Here is an 18,373-nt window from a genome sequence, read left to right as displayed (position 1 = left end):
AGTAGCTACCAAGTAACATTTTATATAATTATTTATGCACATATGCGCTAATTATAAAATAGCCTGTTACCTTTAACTGGTGTCAGTATACCTACTTTTAAAATAGACGGTGATGGTTTTATAGATGAGTGAAGACATACTTCTTAAATACGATGATTTAGTTGAAGAATTAAAATCGTATTTAGGTAACGCCAAATTTGACGGGATCTTTAAGGCAAAAACCGCAGGCTTAACTAAGCCTGAGCAGTTTTTACTTAAGATGGAGATGTCGCGCCTGTCACAGCCTATTGCTCGATTTATTGATTTGCGGGGCCAAGTGACTGGCCAAGTAAAACCTTATGAGTATGACGGTAAACAACACTTTATGGATGAAACCGCTATTTCTGTGTTTGAAAAAGGCAATTCAACGGCACGGAGGTTATACTCTTGCGGTTTATGAAGCGGTTATGAGTACCGATAACAACCATAAGATCATGCAAAAAAAGCCGCCCAACTTGCTACCCAACCAGAATCAGTAGAACAGCAGTTGCTAGATTGCCAAGTAATAAAGTTTGCCTCTTATGAAAGTCGTCGCGAAGAGCGAATGAACTACTCTATTAAAATTACGGTAGAACTAAAAGCAGGCAATAAAGTTGCTGCCACAACCTCTGACATTTCTCTTAGTGGTGCAAAAATAAAGCTTGCTCCGCGCTATAATGTCTCCCGAGGTCAGCTACTCAGCTTGAGGCTCGTAGGCCTTGAACAAGACTTTGAACTTGGTCTTAAAAATGGCATTCAATATGAGGTTGTTGCCGTTGAACGGATATCTGCTGAATTTAACCATGTTCGTTTAAAGCGCACATTCGTGGAAAACAACATTAAATTTGATGAGTTTTTAGAAAGCTTTATTCATGGCAATAAGCGCCGCTACAAAGTTAACCTTGATAATACTTTAGATGCTGTTGTATCAAAAGGCTATGAACAGTATTACATTCCTCGCGTAACCTCACTCTATACATTTTTTAGCTTACAAGGCGAAAAGCTTTATCCAAGCTTAGTACTTACCACCGAAAATAATATTTTTATCCAACGTTATTTTTGTGATGAACGAAAGCTATCTTGTTTGTATACCATTTTGAATCAGCAACGCTTAACAGCATTATTAAACGATCCAGCACAAGTTAAGGAAGACTACCTTTATACTTTTACTCATGTTGTTGCTGGCAAGGTTTATTATTATTCTGCAACCCGTAGCGAACTTGCAAGAGAGCCTGAATTAAGAAATTTATTTTTTGGCTTTGGCAGTCAAAAAGACAGCTGGCACTGCTTTAAAGTACAGTTAATGCCTAGTCACCCAGACGATTCATTTATTCCATTAAGCTTACCGAATACTGCCGGGAAAGATATTGAAAAACTCAATAAACCACCCTCGCCTCGTGTACAAGGTATGATTAAAAACGTTAAATATTTAGTGGTATTAACGTCAGTAGGAACTAAAGCAGAGCAAAGCCATTATCAAAGCTTTAAATACGATAAAAGCGTGGTAAATCAGCTTAAGCAATTTGGTCACGGCAAACATAAAACGCCACCAAAGCTTGAAATGGTTGATTTAGAGTACGTGAATTTACGTGCTCATAAACGTTATTTATATAAAACAGAGGTCATGATAAATGCGAGCGCAGAATACATTATAAAAGCTCACAGTCGTGATTTTTCTGTCATGGGCTTGCAAATAGAGTGCGAGAAAGCCACCGACCTGAATAAAGGCGATATAGTAGAGTTAAGCTTGCCTGAGCTACAAAAAATCACCAAAAAACATCAGCTATCCCAGTTAAAATATGAAGTAATGGCAGTGAGCAAATCACTCACTACAATTAATTTAAAAGCGGTACGTATTGCGGATACTCCACATATGGGTGTGACGTTTTTCACTCAGCTAATTGAAAATAATAAAGATAAATTAAAGGTTTCTGAAGAAGCACCAAAAGTACCTGGGCTCTCCACAGCATTGCGTAACATGGTTACAAAAACCGTATGCCAACTCCCTTTTTATCTACATAAAGAGGCTTCACACTTTGAAACAGGCGCAATAGGCCAAGGCTTATACCCAAATGCTATACACCGTATATTACAAAGTTTTGGCCTATTAAACGATAAAACCAGTTTAACCGCATTCTTATCTACCGATCAAATAACTGAAACTATCACTCCGTTAATAAAAGACCGTAGCCGTCAAGATCCCCCTCTGCCATTTACTTTATTTATTCGCTTTGATCCAAAGAAATCAACCATCGATGAAGCAGTAAAAACCCAATGCACTGCAATTGATGACTTCACTGCTCATCACTTATTTTTGAAAAAAGGCCTCAAAAGCGAATTAGTGTTTGTAATGCGTTTATACATCTCACGCACTGGACGCCCCGATACTGATTATTTATCGAATGAACTAAAATACGTTAGTCAATATGCGATGCATAAAGCAAAAGATTTAGAAGAAGCCTTATGGTCAGTTGCAGGGGTTGGCGATATGGTTGATGTAACAGAAGAAACACTTAGTCACTTAGATTTTAAAGCTGAACTTATTAATGAAATGACCTCACGTAAGCAAACATGGTTAAATCGCATAAGCTAACAATATTGTTAGCTTATGCTAATCCAAAGTTTGCTACTTAGGGATTGTCATTAAATACAGTAATTGCAATAATGAACCGTGGCATATAGCCGCTTGTGCTTGCTCAACGACTTTAGGTTTACCGTGAACAGCCACTCCTAAACCCGCCCTCGCCATCATGGTTAAATCGTTTGCGCCGTCACCTATCGCAACTGTTTGCTGTTGCGTTAAGTTTAACTGCTCAGTTAAATTACCTAATACCATTGCTTTTTGATTGGCATCTACAATTGTTCCAAGCACTCTTCCTGTGAGTTTATTATCTTTAAATTCGAGTATATTTGCGTGTACTTCATCTAAGTTGAGTAGCTTTTTGAACTTGCTCAGCAAACGGTACAAAACCACCTGAAGCAATGGCTAAATACCAGTTATGTTGTTTCAGCACTTGGCATAATGCTGCAATGCCCGGCATTAACGGTAACGCATTTTTTAACTCGTCAATTAAGCTCTGCTCTATGCCTTCTAATTTTGCTACTCGCTGATGTAAGCTCTCGCTAAAATCCAGTTTACCCGCCATCGCTTGGGCTGTAACCGCAGCAACTTCGTCATACACATTTGCTAAACGTGCAATTTCGTCAATACATTCTATGGTAATGGCTGTTGAGTCCATATCCATAACTAATAAGCCTGGTTTTTCTAAATCAGGTGGTGTTTGCAATTGTACTAACTGGAAGCCTTTAGCATGGGCAAACTCATTTAAGCTCAATGGATTTAGTGCTTGATGTGTCTCATTACTGTAAAAGCAAATTGCAGGTGTTAAATCTGAAGAAGGTTGATAACGGCATATCGCATCAACAATGATGTTGTTACTACGTAAAAACTCAATAACTGCCACTATTTTTTCGCCGTCAAAATCAGCATCAAAAGCAACACTAAAAGTCCCTTGAGGGTTTGTAGGTAACTGTGTTTTTACCAGTCCAGCCTCGCAGTATTTAACCCATGAGCCTAATACTAACTGCGACGATATGTGCGTTGCTGAAGTTGTCGCAAGGCGTTCAAATGTCATGATGACTCCAAAATGAGACTAATGTCTCCCTGCTAATTTTTCAGTAAATTCGCCATTGGCAGGGATTTAAGGTTATAGTTACCTTAGTTGTAACATCAAAAACAAAAGCTGTCAGCAGTGTAAGCAATGACTATGAAAAATAACCATATTAAAAACCCAATTTCAGCATCAGTTAGACAACGACTTGTTCGTCTTAGCCTAGCTGCAGCATGCTTTTTATTGTTAACTTGGGTTGCTGTAAACAGTAGTTTTCAAAGCCACCAGCTACTTTACGATAATGCCGATAGCACAGCAAAAAGTTTAACCCGCTTTATGGCGCTTAATGCCCAGCTCCCTTTACTTGAAAAAAATAAGCCTGCATTAAATGCATTGTGTAACAATATTAGTAGAGATGAGTTTGTTTTAGCTGCTACGATATATGATCAACAAGGAGTATTAATAGCCAGTAGTGATAACTGGCAACCACATCATTTGCTAGGTAAACTTCCCCACTCAACACCGGGTATCAGTAAATTAAAAACTCCTTTTATAGAGCCTGTAATTAGTGCTGACGATCGCCCAATTGGCTTCGTATCAATTACTTACTTAACCCGTTCAGCGGTTTCACAAAGCCACAACCATTTCCATGACTTAGGTCGTCAGGTATTACTCATGTTGGTGATCACATGTATTTTCACTTGGCAATTAGGCCGTGGATTAAAGCGCTGGCAAGTAAACCGCTATATTCGAAAAAAGCGCTGAGCATGAATCGTAAAGCTGCTGCTCTAACTCGGCTTTTTCAGGTTCACTAAGCAGCTTTAACAGACAAAGTTTCTGAAACACCAACGGTAATTGTAATGGTGTATTAATTTGACCTTGATAACCCAAAAGCGGCATTGAAGGAGAGTCGGTTTCAAGCAATAAATGTTCTGGATCTACTTGCGCTATAACATGACGCGTTTTTTGTGCTCGTTGGTACGTGATGACCCCACCAACACCTAGCTTAAACCCCTGCTTTATATAATAGTTCGCTTGTTGTAATGAGCCTGAGAAAGCATGAATAACACCGCCGTACTTAGGCTTACAGCGCTTAAACGACTGCGCGATTAAGTCATGACTTTGCCGGTGATGCACAATCAAAGGTAGCTCAAGTTGATTAGCTAGCTCTACATGATATTCAAATATTTTGATTTGTAATGGCAGGTTAGCAATGCTGCGGTCTATACCGCACTCGCCAATAGCGACAAGTAGCGAACGATGCTGCTGGGCAAGTTCAGTTAATTGAGCTAAATGCTCATCAGCAAACTCACTAATAAAGTAAGGGTGTAAACCCACTGCAATGTGAACTGTGGGATTCTGTTGCTTGAACAAAGGTAGTGCCCGAGATTGTGCCAAGGTGATCCCCGGCACAATAAATTGATTAACTCCTTGCTCCTGACATTGCTTAATTAGTTGCTCACGCGAAACATCAAATTCAGCAAAATCTAAGTGGCAGTGAGAATCAATAAACGCCATAGTCGCTTATGGGTTCAGTCGAGTAACTTGCCAGCTATTATCTGCTTGGCGTTGGTACATAAAGCGGTCATGTAGACGATGCGCACCACCTTGCCAAAACTCAATTTTAGTGGGAACGACACAATATCCGCCCCAAAAGTCTGGAAGTGGAATTTCACCGTTAGAAAATTTATTCTTCATATTAGCAAAGGTTTCCATTAACACTTTACGTGACGAAACCGGGCGGCTTTGAGCTGAAGCCCATGCTGCTAATTGACTTTCTTTCGGGCGTGATAAAAAGTATTTTGCTACAGCAGATGTTGGTAGTGGCTTGGCTTCACCATATACAATTACTTGGCGCTCCATATGGTGCCATGGAAAGTGCAGTGATATCTTGTTGTTCCCTTTAAGCTCTTGCGCTTTGCGCGAGCCTGTATTGGTGAAAAACACAAAGCCATTATCATCAAGATGTTTGAGTAACACAATGCGCTGTGAAGGCTGTCCTTCTTTATCAACCGTCGCCACCACCATTGCCGTTGGATCGGGCATTTGTGTTGCAACAGCATGCTCAAGCCAGCTTTCAAATTGTTTAAATGGGCAATCTAATAAATTATCTTCACTCAACGCGTCTTGTAAATATTCACGACGGATATCTTCAAGTTTCATAAAATTCCCTCTAGGTTCTGGGTTCTAGGTTCTAGGTTCTAGGTTCTAGGTTAATCAAAGTAGACAACCGACGAGGTAGTCAAATACATCTAAAGTGCATTATTATATTTATTTTGTTGGGTTTCGTTGCACTCAACCCAACCTACAACAAGGCGGAGTGCTTTTTTATGCCAAGGAGCATACGTGTTTGTATGTGACTTAGGCTAAAAAAGCACGACAACGCAGTAAAAGCGAACTACACGCAGTAGACGGTGGTTACATTTGCTCCATGACTTCGATGCCTAAAAGATCCAACCCTGTCTTCAACGTATCGGCCACTAAATTACACAACACTAAACGGCTGTCACGTACACTTGGCTCTACCCCTTCTTTAAGTACTGGGCAAGCTTCATAAAATGTCATGTATAAACTTGCTAACTCATATAAGTAACTACACAATACGTGTGGTGTTGCTTCACTGATCATCTGATCAAGTACTTCTTCTAACTGAAGTAGTTTAAGGGCTAATGCTTTTTCTTGTGGCTCTACGATTGCAACACTGGCATTTAAGCTTGTTGCATCAACACCTGACTTACGGAATATGCTGCGTACACGAGTATAGGCATATTGTAGGTACGGTGCAGTTGCGCCTTCAAAGCTGAGCATGGTATCCCAGTTGAAGATATAATCGCTGGTGCGGTTTTTAGATAAATCAGCGTATTTAACTGCGCCAATACCTACTTTACGAGCTATTTCGCTACGTTCATGTTCGCTTAAATCCGATGTGCGCTCTGCTAGTTTTGCACTGGCACGAGCTATTGACTCTTCAAGTAAATCTGCAAGTTTAACAGTGCCACCGGTGCGTGTTTTAAATGGCTTACCATCTTCACCCATCATGGTGCCGAACGGGCAAAACTCATAGCTGGTTTCATCACGCAATAAACCAGCTTTACGAGCAGTTAGCTCTACTTGACTGAAGTGTAGACTTTGGCGCGCATCAACAAAAATTAAGATACGCTGCGCGCCTAATTTGTTTGAGCGATAGTCACACGCAGCTAAATCGGTTGTTGCATATAAGAAGCCGCCACCAGATTTTTGCACGATAAACGCTGATGGTTCGCCATCTTTATTAGCTAGCTCATCTAAAAATACAACTTGTGCGCCTTGCGACTCAACAGCAATTTCTTTATTTTTCAACAACGCAATAATATCGTTTAGCTCTGCGTTATAGGCACTTTCAGCCATGATGTCATCGGCTGTAAGCGTTACATTTAAGCGTTTGTATACTTCTTCAGAGTGCTTAACTGACGTTGCAATAAACAGCTTCCACAGTTTTTCACAATGTGCATCGCCACCTTGTAGTTTAACTACATAATCACGGGCTTTATCGGCAAATCCTTCTTCATCGTCAAAACGCTTTTTCGCGTCACGGTAAAAGGTCTCTAAATCAGCAAGTGCTACGCTATCTAAGTCAACACCTTGGTTTATTTGATCTTCAAGGTGCGCAATCAACATACCAAATTGCGTGCCCCAATCACCCATGTGATTTTGACGAATGACCTTATCACCACGAAATTCAAGCGCACGCACTACAGAGTCACCAATAATCGTTGAACGTAAATGGCCCACATGCATTTCTTTAGCCAAGTTTGGTGATGAGTAATCAACCACAACTGTTTGCGGCTTTGCATGCTCTGCAATAGCCAATTTTGCATCTTGATTGGCCGCTTCAACACTGTGTGCTAAAAACTCAGACTTTAAATGGATATTAATAAAACCAGGACCTGCAATTTCTGTTTTATCGGCGATATCACTAACATCTAAATTATCAATAATTTTTTGTGCAAGTTCACGAGGGTTGCTTTTCATTTTTTTCGCGGCGCCCATCGCGCCATTAATTTGGTAATCACCAAATTGTGGACGTGTGCTTTGTGTTACTGCAGGGTTAGTATCAGCCGGTAAGCCTGCGGCTGTCATCGCTGCGATTGCTTTATCAATTAGAAACGTACGAATATTCATGTAATTTGTTACCTTTATCAGCCCGCTATGCAGGCTTTAAATTAAATTTTTGTCTAGTTTTCACGTGTGTGATTAAACGTCACTTCTGGGTAACGCTCAATTGATAAATTAAGATTCACACGGCTAGGTGCAATGTAGGTTAAGTTATCACCGCCATCTAAGGCTAAATTGCTTTCACACTTACGTTTAAAATCTTCAAACTTTTTAACATCAGTCGAACTTACCCAGCGAGCGGTATTTACATTCACGCTTTCATAAATCGCATCTACGTTATATTCAGCTTTTAAGCGTGCTACAACTACATCAAACTGCAACACACCCACAGCACCTACTATAAGGTCGTTATTAATAAGGGGCCTAAACACTTGTACTGCACCTTCTTCAGATAGCTGTACCAAGCCTTTTAATAACTGTTTTTGTTTGAGTGGATCGCGTAAACGAATACGACGGAACAGCTCAGGTGCAAAGTTTGGAATACCGCTAAATTTAAGTTTCTCACCTTGCGTAAAAGTATCCCCAATTTGAATAGTCCCATGGTTATGCAAGCCGATAATATCACCAGCAAAGGCATCTGCTGCACGCTCACGGTCACCCGCCATAAAGGTCACCGCATCAGAGATGCTAACTTGTTTACCAATACGTACATGGTTCATCTTCATACCTTGGCTATATTTGCCCGATACAATTCGCATAAAGGCAATACGGTCACGGTGCTTAGGGTCCATATTAGCTTGAATTTTAAATACAAAGCCTGAGAAGTTTTCTTCATCAGCAACCACTTGGCGGTCTTCTGTTTCACGCGGTAATGGCGTTGGAGCCCACTCAGTGAGGCCGTCTAATACATGATCAACACCAAAGTTACCAAGTGCTGTACCAAAATACACAGGCGATAACTCGCCCGCTAAGAACAGATCTAGGTCAAATTCATGTGATGCACCAATTACCAGCTCAAGCTCTTCACGCAATTGCTCAGCAAGCTCGCCACCAATCGCTTCATCTAACTCAGGGTTATCTAACCCTTTAATGCTACGAACTTCTTGAATTGTATGACCTTGGCCTGTTTTGTATAAAATCGTTTCTTCGCGGTGAATATGGTAAATACCTTTAAACTCTTTACCACAACCAATAGGCCACGTAATGGGTGCACAGGCAATGTTTAACTCTGTTTCGACTTCGTCTAACAGCTCCATCGGGTCGCGTATATCACGGTCACATTTATTCATAAAAGTAACAATTGGCGTAGTACGTAAACGCGTTACTTCCATCAATTTACGGGTACGATCTTCGACACCTTTTGCAGCATCAATAACCATTAAACATGAATCTACCGCGGTTAGTGTACGATAAGTATCTTCAGAGAAATCTTCGTGCCCAGGAGTATCCAGCAAGTTAACTAAACGCTCATTATACGGAAACTGCATCACTGAGGTCGTTACTGAGATACCACGCTCTTTCTCCATGTCCATCCAGTCAGATTTAGCATGTTGATTTGAGCCACGACCTTTTACGGTACCGGCTTTTTGAATTGCCTGTCCGAACAAAAGTACTTTTTCAGTAATGGTGGTTTTACCCGCATCCGGGTGAGAAATGATCGCAAAGGTGCGTCGTTTATTAATTTCACTAGATAAATTAGACATGTAAGCCGCTTTAAGTCATAACAAGGCACAGCTAAAACAACCCGAGTAAAGGCTATTTTGAGGCATTGTAAATATAAAATAGAATTGCCGACATTATACCTTGTTTGTTCTAGCCAAAAAAGCAGCGATTGTAAGTAATTAACCGCTTGCTAAGTTTCATACAATTCAAACTCTCTGCGGCTAATTCTTCACAGCAGAAAATAAATACCAGCCAAATAAGAACCTGTTAATTAGGCTACGAAAAATATGAAATATCTCAACTGAAAGGGTTGGTAATTAATACCCTGATAAAAAGCCGAGCATATTAGCTCGGCTATATTTAACACATTAATAATTTAAGCGCTTGGGTATTCGCGATAAGCGCGCTCAATATTTTTTGCCTGCTTTTTAGAAATACCTAAATGTGCCAGTGCTACTCGTAAACGAGCACGTGATAAATCAGAACCTAAAATCTCCATTGCATCAAGTACTGATGTTGAAGATGTTTTACCAGTGATAGCCACAAAGATTGGCTCCAAAAAGTCTTTGATCTTTAACTCATGGAAGCTCGAAACTTCTTTAGCAATAGCAAATATTTCAGGTTTTTCCCAGCTACGTAGCCCTTCAAGTTGCCAAATAAAGAACTGTAACGCTTGGCGAATAACATTTTCATCCGCTTTACCAGCCGTTAATAATGCAGGGTCGTACTGTGGGATACCACCCACAAAGTGACCTGCAAGATCAACCATATCTGAGAGTGTGTTGATACGTGTTTTCGCTTCAGGTAACACCTTAGCAAGCATGTCGCCGTTAAATTTCCAATCAACAAAACGTTGCATCAACTCTGCATCGGTTAGGTTTTCACGGATCCACATGCCGTTTAACCAGCTTAGTTTATCAACATCAAATACCGGGCCACCCAGTGATACGCGTTTCATATCAAAGTGTTCAATCATCTCAGCAAGGGTGAACTTTTCACGCTCATCAGGCATTGACCAACCCATGCGGCCTAAGTAGTTTAGTACCGCTTCTGGTAAGTAACCCATTTCTTTATAGTAATTAATTGAGGTTGGATTTTTACGCTTTGATAGCTTTGATTTATCTGGGTTACGCAACAATGGTAGGTGACCAAGTACAGGCGCTTGCCAACCAAAGTCTTCGTATAGTTTTAATAACTTAGGCGCTGAGTTTATCCACTCTTCACCACGGAAAATATGACTAATTTCCATGTGATGATCATCAACCACGTTAGCAAGAAAGTAAGTAGGGAAGCCATCTGCTTTTAACAGCACTTGCATGTCTACATTTTCCCATGGGATCTCAATCTCGCCGCGTAAGTAATCGTTAAACTTAAAGGTACCCTCAGACGGAATATTCATACGAATAACATACGGCTTACCCGCTTCAAGATTCGCTTTAATTTCTTCTTCCGTTAGCTTTAAACCACGACCATCATATTTAGGGCGCAAACCTTCAGCCATTTGCTCTTCACGCATTTGATCCAGTTCTTCACTGGTTGCAAAGCAGTAAAATGCTTTACCCTCGTCAACTAACTGATGTGCGAACTTTTTATATAAATCGCTGCGCTCTGATTGACGATAAGGACCAAATTCACCGCCTACGTCAGGACCGTGATCCCACTCAAGACCTAACCAACGCAAGCTATCCATAATCGCTTGTTCTGATTCTGGCGTGCTACGAACTTGGTCAGTATCTTCAATGCGAAGTACAAATTCACCACCTTGTTGTTTAGCAAAGCAGTAATTAAACAAGGCGATATAAGCAGTGCCAAGATGCGGGTCACCAGTAGGTGACGGAGCAACACGAGTACGGATTGTCATGGTATATTCTCTTTAAAAGGACTATAAAAGTTGCCCAAATGCTAGCATAGCAAGGGCAATTTTCGAAGTGGTAGCGCGCGTTATGCCGCGACTTTATCTAAATAGGCGATAATATCGTTTGATTCATATAACCAATTAACTTGCCCATTTTCTTCAATACGCAAGCAAGGCACTTTAATTTTACCACCTTGCTCTAATAATTCTTGGCGATAACCGTGATTATTCTTCGCATCACGCGTATCGACTTTTAAACCTTGTCGCTTTATTGCTCGGCGTACTTTGACACAAAAAGGGCAGGCTTTAAATTGATAAAGCTTAAAGTGACTGGTTGTTTGATCGAGCATAGCTTGCTCGTCTTCTGGGCGTTTTTTACTACGCGGGGTAAAAATAAAATCAAAGAATAAGATTAAACTACCTAAAAGCCAACGAACTAATTTCATTTTATCACCCTAGTTAACAACAAATTTGAGGGCACGGATTTTAGCATAACAGCTAATAAAATAGCATCAAAAAAGCTCAATACCGTCGTCGTCAACGTCGGACTCTTGCTCTATCTCCAGTTCATTATAAGCGGTTACTTGGTTGCGGCCATTATTTTTCGAGTGATACAACGCAAGATCAGCTTTATGAACTAATACCGACACCATATCTACTTCACTCAGCGCTAAAAATCCAGCGCTAATAGTTAAGTTATTTATTTGTGGGAATGGGTATTCAGCGACATTACAACGTACCCGATCAAGTATATTTAGTGCCTCATGCTCATCACTCGCTTGAAACAACACCGCAAACTCTTCACCGCCATACCTAAATATAATATCATCAATTCTAAAACTATCTTTTAACAACCGAGCAACGAGCAAAATAACTTCATCACCAATAACATGGCCAAAGTTGTCATTTACATGCTTAAAGTGATCAATATCCAATAAGGCTAAAAACCAATAAGACAGCTTCTCAGACGCCCCAGAAGAAGTGATAAATGTGTCACCAGAGATAATCTCTATGACTTTTTTATCAAATGTTTGGCGATTTAAAAGCTCTGTAAGAGGGTCTAACCGGGAGCGATGAATTAATGCCAATTGGTTGGCATAAACGTTAAGCACATGTACGGCAAGCATAAAGCTTCTTTCGGGTAGTTCATGCTCCGATTCAACATGTAAAACGCCAATGACTTCACCTAAGTAATACGCTGGAATATAACTAGTGTAATGACCGGAGCCACTGCTGATACACTCTTTATTTTTTGCCACTTTATTCAAAATGGTCGTAAGTTCTTGGCTATCTAATCGCTCCAACAGTGAATCTTGATTGACTAACACCAGTGAGCCATCACTGCCAGAGTATTTATTAATATACAATGCAAATTTTTTAATTGCAGGAAGTTCTATAATTGCAGTCAAAAGAGCCCTATCTAAATCAGACTCTTCCTCTTGCTGTGTAATTGAGACTACCCACTCATGCCCGCACGAGTTAGTCATCTAAAATAAACCTAAACAATATATTTAGCTAAGTTTAGGTCAGCATTTAAATTTTACTAAATAGCTAAGCTAATATGCTAAAAAAGTACCAAATCATCACGATGGATCACTTCTGCACCGCAATCAAAATCTAGTAACTGAACGATTTTAGTAGAGTGGCAGCCTTTGATTTTATCGACTTCTTGACTATCAAAACGTGCGATCCCACGCGCGACCAGTTGATAGTTTAAGTCAACTAAGTCAACTAAATCTCCTCGACTAAACTGACCTTTTGCGATGCGGATACCTTTTGCTAATAAGCTAGCCCCTTGGTGCTTAATTGCAGTCGTTGCACCATCATCAATAACAATTTGACCATTACTTTTTGGCCCGGCTAATAACCACTTTTTACGACCATCGCGAGGGGCTGTTAATTTTAAAAATCGAGTGCCAGGTAATTGCTCACTCATGCAGTTTAAAATAACATTTTTACCAGCGCCTTTGGCAATAACGACTTCGACTCCTGCTCGGCGTGCTATATCAGCAGCTTGCAACTTTGTTGCCATTCCGCCTGTGCCTAAACTTGTGCCACTGCCACCAGCCAGTTGACGTAATTCATCGTCAATATGACTTACTTGTTCAATCAGTTGTGCGCTTGCATCTGTGCGAGGATCGCTGGTGAATAGCCCTTCTTGATCGGTTAATAACAGTAATTTGTCTGCATTGGCTAAAATAGCGACGAATGCCGATAAGTTGTCATTATCACCCACTTTTATTTCACTGGTTGCAACGGCATCATTTTCGTTAATAATTGGCACAACGTCATGACAGAGTAAAGCCATTAATGTGTCTCTGGCGTTTAGGTAACGATCGCGGTCCTCTAAATCAGCACGAGTTAACAACATTTGTCCGACATTAATGCCATATAATGCAAATAAGCTTTGCCAAATATGGATCAGCTGCCCCTGACCGATAGCCGCTAACATTTGCTTATCAATAACAGAGCGACCACAAGGTTTAATGAGTTGTTCACGACCTGCCGCTACAGCCCCACTTGAAACCATAACAACTTGATGGCCTTGCTTTTTTAATTCACTACATTGGCGAACAAGTTCAACCATGTGTGCTTTGTCGAGTTTATCAGTGCCGCCGGTAAGCACACTCGTTCCCAGCTTAATTACTATTACCTGTGCCCTATGCATTGCTACTTACTACACAAAAGATGAAGAATTTATTTATACCAGTTATCGCTTTTTGAACAAGTTAAAAATTTTCATGCTAGGATCGCCTCTTTCTTTATTTAGCTAAATTTTAAGTAAGAGCTCATCATGCCTGCCAGTTTATGTTTAATTATTGCCACCTTTTTATGGGGTAGCTCGTTTATTGCACTCAAGTATGCAATTGCTATTTATGACCCCGCGCTGGTGATTTTTTTACGTATGCTAACAACGCTAATGCTGGCACTGTGTTTATGGCGTTATGTTATTCGTTTTGAATACCGCTCCGGTGATTGGAAGTACCTGCTAGGAATGTCACTGGCTGAGCCTTGTTTGTACTTTTTTATTTGAAGGCCACGCAATGGAATATACATCTGCGTCGCAAGCCGGTGTTATTGTGTCATGCTTACCGATCATAGTGGCTTTTTTAGCGTTTTTTATGCTTAAAGAATACATAAGCAAAGCCATTGTTATTGGTTTTACATTTTGTATTGGTGGTAGTATTTTACTGACCCTACTCTCGCCAACTTCTGAGCAAGCACCTAACCCGCTGTTAGGTAACTTTTTAGAGCTTATGGCGATGGTCTGTGCAGCGTTTTATACCGTGGCGGTAAAGCACTTAGCGGCGCGCTACTCACCTTTAACACTCATTGCTTTACAAGGTTTTAGCGGCAGTTTGTTTTTTTGCTCCTTTTTTATTATTTATTGATTTACCAAGTGAAAACCAGCACGACTTAACCGCTCTATTAAGTATTTTATATCTTGGTTCGTGTGTTACTTTAGGTGGCTATGGCATGTATAACTACGCTATAAGTAAAGTCTCAGTGCTAACGGCGGCGGCCTATTCTAATTTAATTCCTATTTTCACATTAATTTTATCCGCCATCATTCTAGGTGAAGTACTTACATTGGGACAGTGGCTAAGTATCGCAGTGGTCTTTATTGGGGTCATGGTAAGCCAACGCCATCAAGAGCTGGTGGTCGATGTTGATGACGATACTTTATCGGCTGAAACCAATAACCTTAAATCAGTGCCAGAGGCTAATGAATCAAAAGGGTAGCAGGTTAATAAATACAAGCCGCTGCGCTGTAAAAATGCATGTTGGGACTGATGAATTACTTCAATCCCCCGCACTTGATACTGTACAACATTCCCGCTTTGAGTTTGTAAGCTAAATTGTTCGCCCACTTTAACTTTTTGTAAAAAGGCAAAGTGGGTATCGTTATGCCCTGCAATTAAGGCACCGTGTTCAGAGCCAAGTTCTCCACTTGGTAAATAATGGCTTGGCGCAAAGGCTAAATTACGGCCACTTGCGCCAGCCAATATCGATAACGTTTTCCCTTGGCTTGGCCAATTAAGCTGTGCTGTGACATAGCTATCAGCGTAGAACCAAGGTTTTACCTGCTCATTGGGTGTAACTAACGCTTGTTGCCATGCTTGCTCAATCAAGTGCTGAGCAAGCCATGCCTTTGCTTGTATATAACTGCCATGAGAGAACAAAGCAACACCTAACACAAGGATGAAAACACTAAACCAGAATTTCATTTTTTGACTCTTAAAAAAGCAAACCCAGTGAGTAAAATGCAACCCAACAACATGTGTAATCTACTTTGCCCATCAGTTTGCGGCAATCGCATGGTGAGTCCTTGCACTGGTTTATTTGCCACTTGTACATCGTGTTCAGCGGGTGTGTTTATTGCTGTTTGCTCAATCGCGACAAATGCAGTAAACGGGCTTAGTAATTGATGCTCTAAAGCTAGGTTTTGAACTTGCTCTTTTACTATTTGCTTATCGTTATAAAGTAATAACGATTTAATTTTTTGCCGTGCCCATAATCGGCTTATCCCCACTGCATTTTGACCTTGCTGTGCATTAAGTTTTAAATTAAGTGGCCCTTGTGCTGTTTGACCCAGTAGACTCACTTTGTCATTGCTTGTTAGCTTAATGGCCACCATAACAGGTTCTGAAAAATATAAATCAGGTAACGGTGATGGCCAATATTCAAGCTGCTTATCATTACTTTGCAAAGTTAACTGAGTGATTGCAGGGTGAGCCAGTTTATTAAATAGCTGCTGCATTTTTGGTTGTACGTCATGTGTACTGCCAATAAAAGTAAATGTTCCTCGACCCACATCAGCAGCACGTCGCATAAAGTAACTATTTGGTGCACTGCCTATCCCTACTGTAAATAAACGCGTATCACCTAATTGCATACGAATATGTGTAAATAGTTCAGCTTCGTTACTGACACTGCCATCAGTTAAAAATACCACTTGGCGCACAAAACCATCTTGCTCACTGTTATCAAGCACCGCATCTAACGCCCCCGCAATATTAGTACCGCCATCAGCTTGTAGGTTGTAAACAAAGCGCTTGGCTCGGCGCAGATTAAAATCATTGGCTGCAACCGAATGCTCACTCATAGGTGCTACTTGGTCATCAAACCCTATGATATTAAAGCTATCGTTTGCATCAAGTAAGGATAATGCATAGTACAACGCACTTTTTGCCTGCTCCATAGATTGACCGTGCATTGAACCCGAAGTATCAACTACAAAAACCATTTCACGCGGCAGTCTTTGTGTTTGGGTAAAGTGATCATCCGGCGGCATCAGCATTAATAAACCGTAGCGTTCACCATTTTCCAACTGCTCAGTAAAGTACGCAGCTTGCGCTTGCTCTTTTTGCAGTGGTTTAAATTCCAGTAAAAAGTCGCGGTTAACGGCATTTTTTTCATCCAATGCAATTTGATAATGCCCAAATTGTGGATTAGTTACTGCAATTTGGTGGTATTTAGATTCAATATCAACCAGTTCTAATCCAACATCGATATTAATAGTTAAACTAAATTTTCCACGCTCAGAAGCTGACTCAATTGGTTTTTGATAAATAGGACTGAGCCAACCATTAGCAACTAACGGCGTGTTAATCGCTTTATTATCTTGAGCATTTGCAGCTGACAACTCGCCATTAAGTGGATGATAGCGCGGTGTGATCGTCGTCGGAAACCTAAGCGCAAAAGTGCCACTGCGATAATCAATCACTTCTTGATACTCAAGTTCGATAATAACAGTTTCACCTGGGTTTATATTGGCTACATTTGTAGTGAACATATTTGCCCGTTGCTGCCTGACGATAGCCGCTTGCTTACCTGCTTTTTTCGCTTGTTGAAAACGCTGCTCTGCTTGCTCTTTTTTGTCTATTTGGCCTTTAATGATACGCTCGCCAATGCGCATAGTCATTGCATGTACCGCACTTTCATCAGACAGTGGAAATACATAGCGAGCATTCACTGCAAACGGGTTTTCGTTACGGTAATGCTGAGTCACAATAACGTGGTTTATCAGACCCGTTACCGTCATTTTTGCATCACTTTGTAGTATTACTCCAGGAGATACTGCACCGCCTTGGCTGTCATACATTTTAAGCTCAGGTGAAGCTGCCGCCACAGTGAAGCTACAGGCACCGAACATAATGAGAATAAAAAGGCTTACCCACGCCTTAAAATGAACACGGGTAAGCACTTTGCTTGGTTTACTCAACATAAAATCACTCCCTTGATGGGTGAGCAGATGCACTGAAGTGCATCCATTAGCTATTATTTAATTACTCGCAGTTTGAGAGTGATTACTTGGGCGAGTCGTTAAGGTTACGCGGCGATCAAATACGTTATCTTCATAACTATCGCTATCTGCAACTGTTTGTTGTTCACCAAAGGCGTTCGCCGTTAAGCGGGTATGACTAATGCCTTGTTTAATTAAATAGCTTTGCACAGCAGATACTCGCTGTTTTGACAAGGTTAAGTTAGCTAATTCATCACCCCGTTGATCAGCAAAACCATTTAAGTCTAATTGCAATTCAGGTTGGCTTTGTAACAGGCTTACTAGTTGGTCTAATTGGCTGGCAAAATGCGGGGCAATTTCACTTGATCCGGTTTTAAATTGAATGGTCATCGCCATTAGATTATTCATTTTCGCCAGCGCCAAACGTTCATTATTTTGCTCAAGATGATCAAGTTGTTCGCTTAACTGCGCATTCTGAGAAAGTACATGATTGTAATCATCCGTTTTATCTTGCATAACAACAAGCGCACGTTGTTGCTCTGCAATTTTATCTTCGGCAACTTCTTTGTCGCCAATTAAGCCACCAGCAAAAGCACCAACAAATGCACCAACTGGGCCGCCGACGATACCGCCTAAAATAGCCCCTGTGCTAAGGCCTATAAGTGTTTCTTGGTGAGTTTCTTTTTTCTCTTCATTGTTTGCATGAGCAAAGTTAGGCGCTGCGAATAAAGTTGCGATGGTGCATGCGATAATAAGTTTTTTCATGATTTATTCCTTTGTACTTAATTGTTTATTCATTTGTTCAGCAAACGTTGGTTGGCATCTGCTGTAATTGGGATGGTGTTATTAAAACAACTGCAAGTGGCAACAAAGGGGAGCAAAAAA

General features: G+C 40.7%; 12 protein-coding genes and 3 pseudogenes. 3 read left to right on the top strand and 12 right to left on the bottom strand.

Going from position 1 to position 18,373, the window contains the following annotated elements:
• Window positions 1–124: 124 nt before the first annotated feature.
• Window positions 125–2,611, top strand: a pseudogene (locus tag ACU8V8_RS02305) (PilZ domain-containing protein).
• 33 nt (window positions 2,612–2,644) lie between these two features.
• On the opposite strand, the pseudogene serB reads toward ACU8V8_RS02305, so the two are convergent.
• Window positions 2,645–3,653, bottom strand: a pseudogene (gene serB, locus ACU8V8_RS02300) (phosphoserine phosphatase SerB).
• A 132-nt stretch (window positions 3,654–3,785) separates the two neighbouring features.
• Here serB and ACU8V8_RS02295 point away from each other — a divergent pair.
• Entirely contained in the window at window positions 3,786–4,394 is a 609-nt protein-coding gene (locus tag ACU8V8_RS02295) for an AhpA/YtjB family protein (RefSeq protein WP_446888711.1), read from the top strand.
• Here the strand turns inward: ACU8V8_RS02295 and ACU8V8_RS02290 are convergent.
• The 8 genes from ACU8V8_RS02290 to proB all read right to left on the bottom strand — a co-directional run bounded on the left by ACU8V8_RS02290 (window position 4,350) and on the right by proB (window position 13,909).
• Window positions 4,350–5,147, bottom strand: coding sequence for a TatD family hydrolase (locus tag ACU8V8_RS02290; protein WP_446888710.1), 798 nt, complete (start codon window positions 5,145–5,147; stop codon window positions 4,350–4,352). The genes ACU8V8_RS02295 and ACU8V8_RS02290 overlap by 45 nt on opposite strands.
• Window positions 5,148–5,153: 6 nt before the next feature.
• Entirely contained in the window at window positions 5,154–5,792 is a 639-nt protein-coding gene (gene pdxH / locus ACU8V8_RS02285) for a pyridoxamine 5'-phosphate oxidase (protein ID WP_421959985.1), read from the bottom strand.
• A 255-nt stretch (window positions 5,793–6,047) separates the two neighbouring features.
• Entirely contained in the window at window positions 6,048–7,790 is a 1,743-nt protein-coding gene (argS, locus tag ACU8V8_RS02280; protein ID WP_446888709.1) for an arginine--tRNA ligase, read from the bottom strand.
• A 53-nt stretch (window positions 7,791–7,843) separates the two neighbouring features.
• Window positions 7,844–9,427 (bottom strand): peptide chain release factor 3, encoded by a 1,584-nt coding sequence (gene prfC, locus ACU8V8_RS02275; RefSeq protein WP_446888708.1) that lies wholly within the window; start codon window positions 9,425–9,427, stop codon window positions 7,844–7,846.
• A gap of 335 nt (window positions 9,428–9,762) precedes the next feature.
• Window positions 9,763–11,247, bottom strand: coding sequence for a glutamate--tRNA ligase (gltX, locus tag ACU8V8_RS02270; RefSeq protein WP_446888707.1), 1,485 nt, complete (start codon window positions 11,245–11,247; stop codon window positions 9,763–9,765).
• An 80-nt stretch (window positions 11,248–11,327) separates the two neighbouring features.
• Entirely contained in the window at window positions 11,328–11,687 is a 360-nt protein-coding gene (locus ACU8V8_RS02265) for a glutaredoxin family protein (protein ID WP_446888706.1), read from the bottom strand.
• A 66-nt stretch (window positions 11,688–11,753) separates the two neighbouring features.
• Window positions 11,754–12,728, bottom strand: coding sequence for a GGDEF domain-containing protein (locus ACU8V8_RS02260; RefSeq protein WP_446888705.1), 975 nt, complete (start codon window positions 12,726–12,728; stop codon window positions 11,754–11,756).
• Window positions 12,729–12,805: 77 nt separating this feature from the next.
• Complete coding sequence (proB, locus tag ACU8V8_RS02255; RefSeq protein WP_446888704.1) at window positions 12,806–13,909, bottom strand: glutamate 5-kinase; 1,104 nt, start codon at window positions 13,907–13,909, stop codon at window positions 12,806–12,808.
• Between the two features lie 126 nt (window positions 13,910–14,035).
• On the opposite strand from proB, the pseudogene ACU8V8_RS02250 reads away from it, so the two are divergent.
• Window positions 14,036–14,985, top strand: a pseudogene (locus ACU8V8_RS02250) (DMT family transporter).
• Here the strand turns inward: ACU8V8_RS02250 and ACU8V8_RS02245 are convergent.
• The 3 genes from ACU8V8_RS02245 to pdsO are packed head-to-tail and all read right to left on the bottom strand — an operon-like array spanning window position 14,892 to window position 18,253.
• Window positions 14,892–15,470, bottom strand: a complete 579-nt coding sequence (locus ACU8V8_RS02245; RefSeq protein WP_446888703.1) for a class GN sortase — start codon at window positions 15,468–15,470, stop codon at window positions 14,892–14,894. The pseudogene ACU8V8_RS02250 and the gene ACU8V8_RS02245 overlap by 94 nt on opposite strands.
• A complete protein-coding gene (locus tag ACU8V8_RS02240; RefSeq protein ID WP_446888702.1) occupies window positions 15,467–17,470 on the bottom strand; it encodes a marine proteobacterial sortase target protein in 2,004 nt (667 codons plus the stop codon). The genes ACU8V8_RS02245 and ACU8V8_RS02240 overlap by 4 nt, the downstream gene beginning before the upstream one ends.
• A 57-nt stretch (window positions 17,471–17,527) precedes the next feature.
• Window positions 17,528–18,253 (bottom strand): sortase-associated OmpA-like protein PdsO, encoded by a 726-nt coding sequence (gene pdsO / locus ACU8V8_RS02235; RefSeq protein WP_446888701.1) that lies wholly within the window; start codon window positions 18,251–18,253, stop codon window positions 17,528–17,530.
• Window positions 18,254–18,373 lie beyond the last annotated feature (120 nt).

This window comes from Pseudoalteromonas sp. SaAl2 (assembly GCF_052947895.1).
Note: the sequence above shows the minus strand (reverse complement) of the source record. Positions and strands in the feature narration are given on the sequence as shown.

What these genes read in the sequence shown, in the direction of transcription:
- ACU8V8_RS02295 (WP_446888711.1), top strand. Translation starts at nt 3,786, where the DNA reads ATGAAAAATAACCATATTAAAAACCCAATTTCAGCATCAGTTAGACAA.
- ACU8V8_RS02290 (WP_446888710.1), bottom strand. Translation starts at nt 5,147, where the DNA reads ATGGCGTTTATTGATTCTCACTGCCACTTAGATTTTGCTGAATTTGAT.
- pdxH (WP_421959985.1), bottom strand. Translation starts at nt 5,792, where the DNA reads ATGAAACTTGAAGATATCCGTCGTGAATATTTACAAGACGCGTTGAGT.
- argS (WP_446888709.1), bottom strand. Translation starts at nt 7,790, where the DNA reads ATGAATATTCGTACGTTTCTAATTGATAAAGCAATCGCAGCGATGACA.
- prfC (WP_446888708.1), bottom strand. Translation starts at nt 9,427, where the DNA reads ATGTCTAATTTATCTAGTGAAATTAATAAACGACGCACCTTTGCGATC.
- gltX (WP_446888707.1), bottom strand. Translation starts at nt 11,247, where the DNA reads ATGACAATCCGTACTCGTGTTGCTCCGTCACCTACTGGTGACCCGCAT.
- ACU8V8_RS02265 (WP_446888706.1), bottom strand. Translation starts at nt 11,687, where the DNA reads ATGAAATTAGTTCGTTGGCTTTTAGGTAGTTTAATCTTATTCTTTGAT.
- ACU8V8_RS02260 (WP_446888705.1), bottom strand. Translation starts at nt 12,728, where the DNA reads ATGACTAACTCGTGCGGGCATGAGTGGGTAGTCTCAATTACACAGCAA.
- proB (WP_446888704.1), bottom strand. Translation starts at nt 13,909, where the DNA reads ATGCATAGGGCACAGGTAATAGTAATTAAGCTGGGAACGAGTGTGCTT.
- ACU8V8_RS02245 (WP_446888703.1), bottom strand. Translation starts at nt 15,470, where the DNA reads ATGAAATTCTGGTTTAGTGTTTTCATCCTTGTGTTAGGTGTTGCTTTG.
- ACU8V8_RS02240 (WP_446888702.1), bottom strand. Translation starts at nt 17,470, where the DNA reads ATGTTGAGTAAACCAAGCAAAGTGCTTACCCGTGTTCATTTTAAGGCG.
- pdsO (WP_446888701.1), bottom strand. Translation starts at nt 18,253, where the DNA reads ATGAAAAAACTTATTATCGCATGCACCATCGCAACTTTATTCGCAGCG.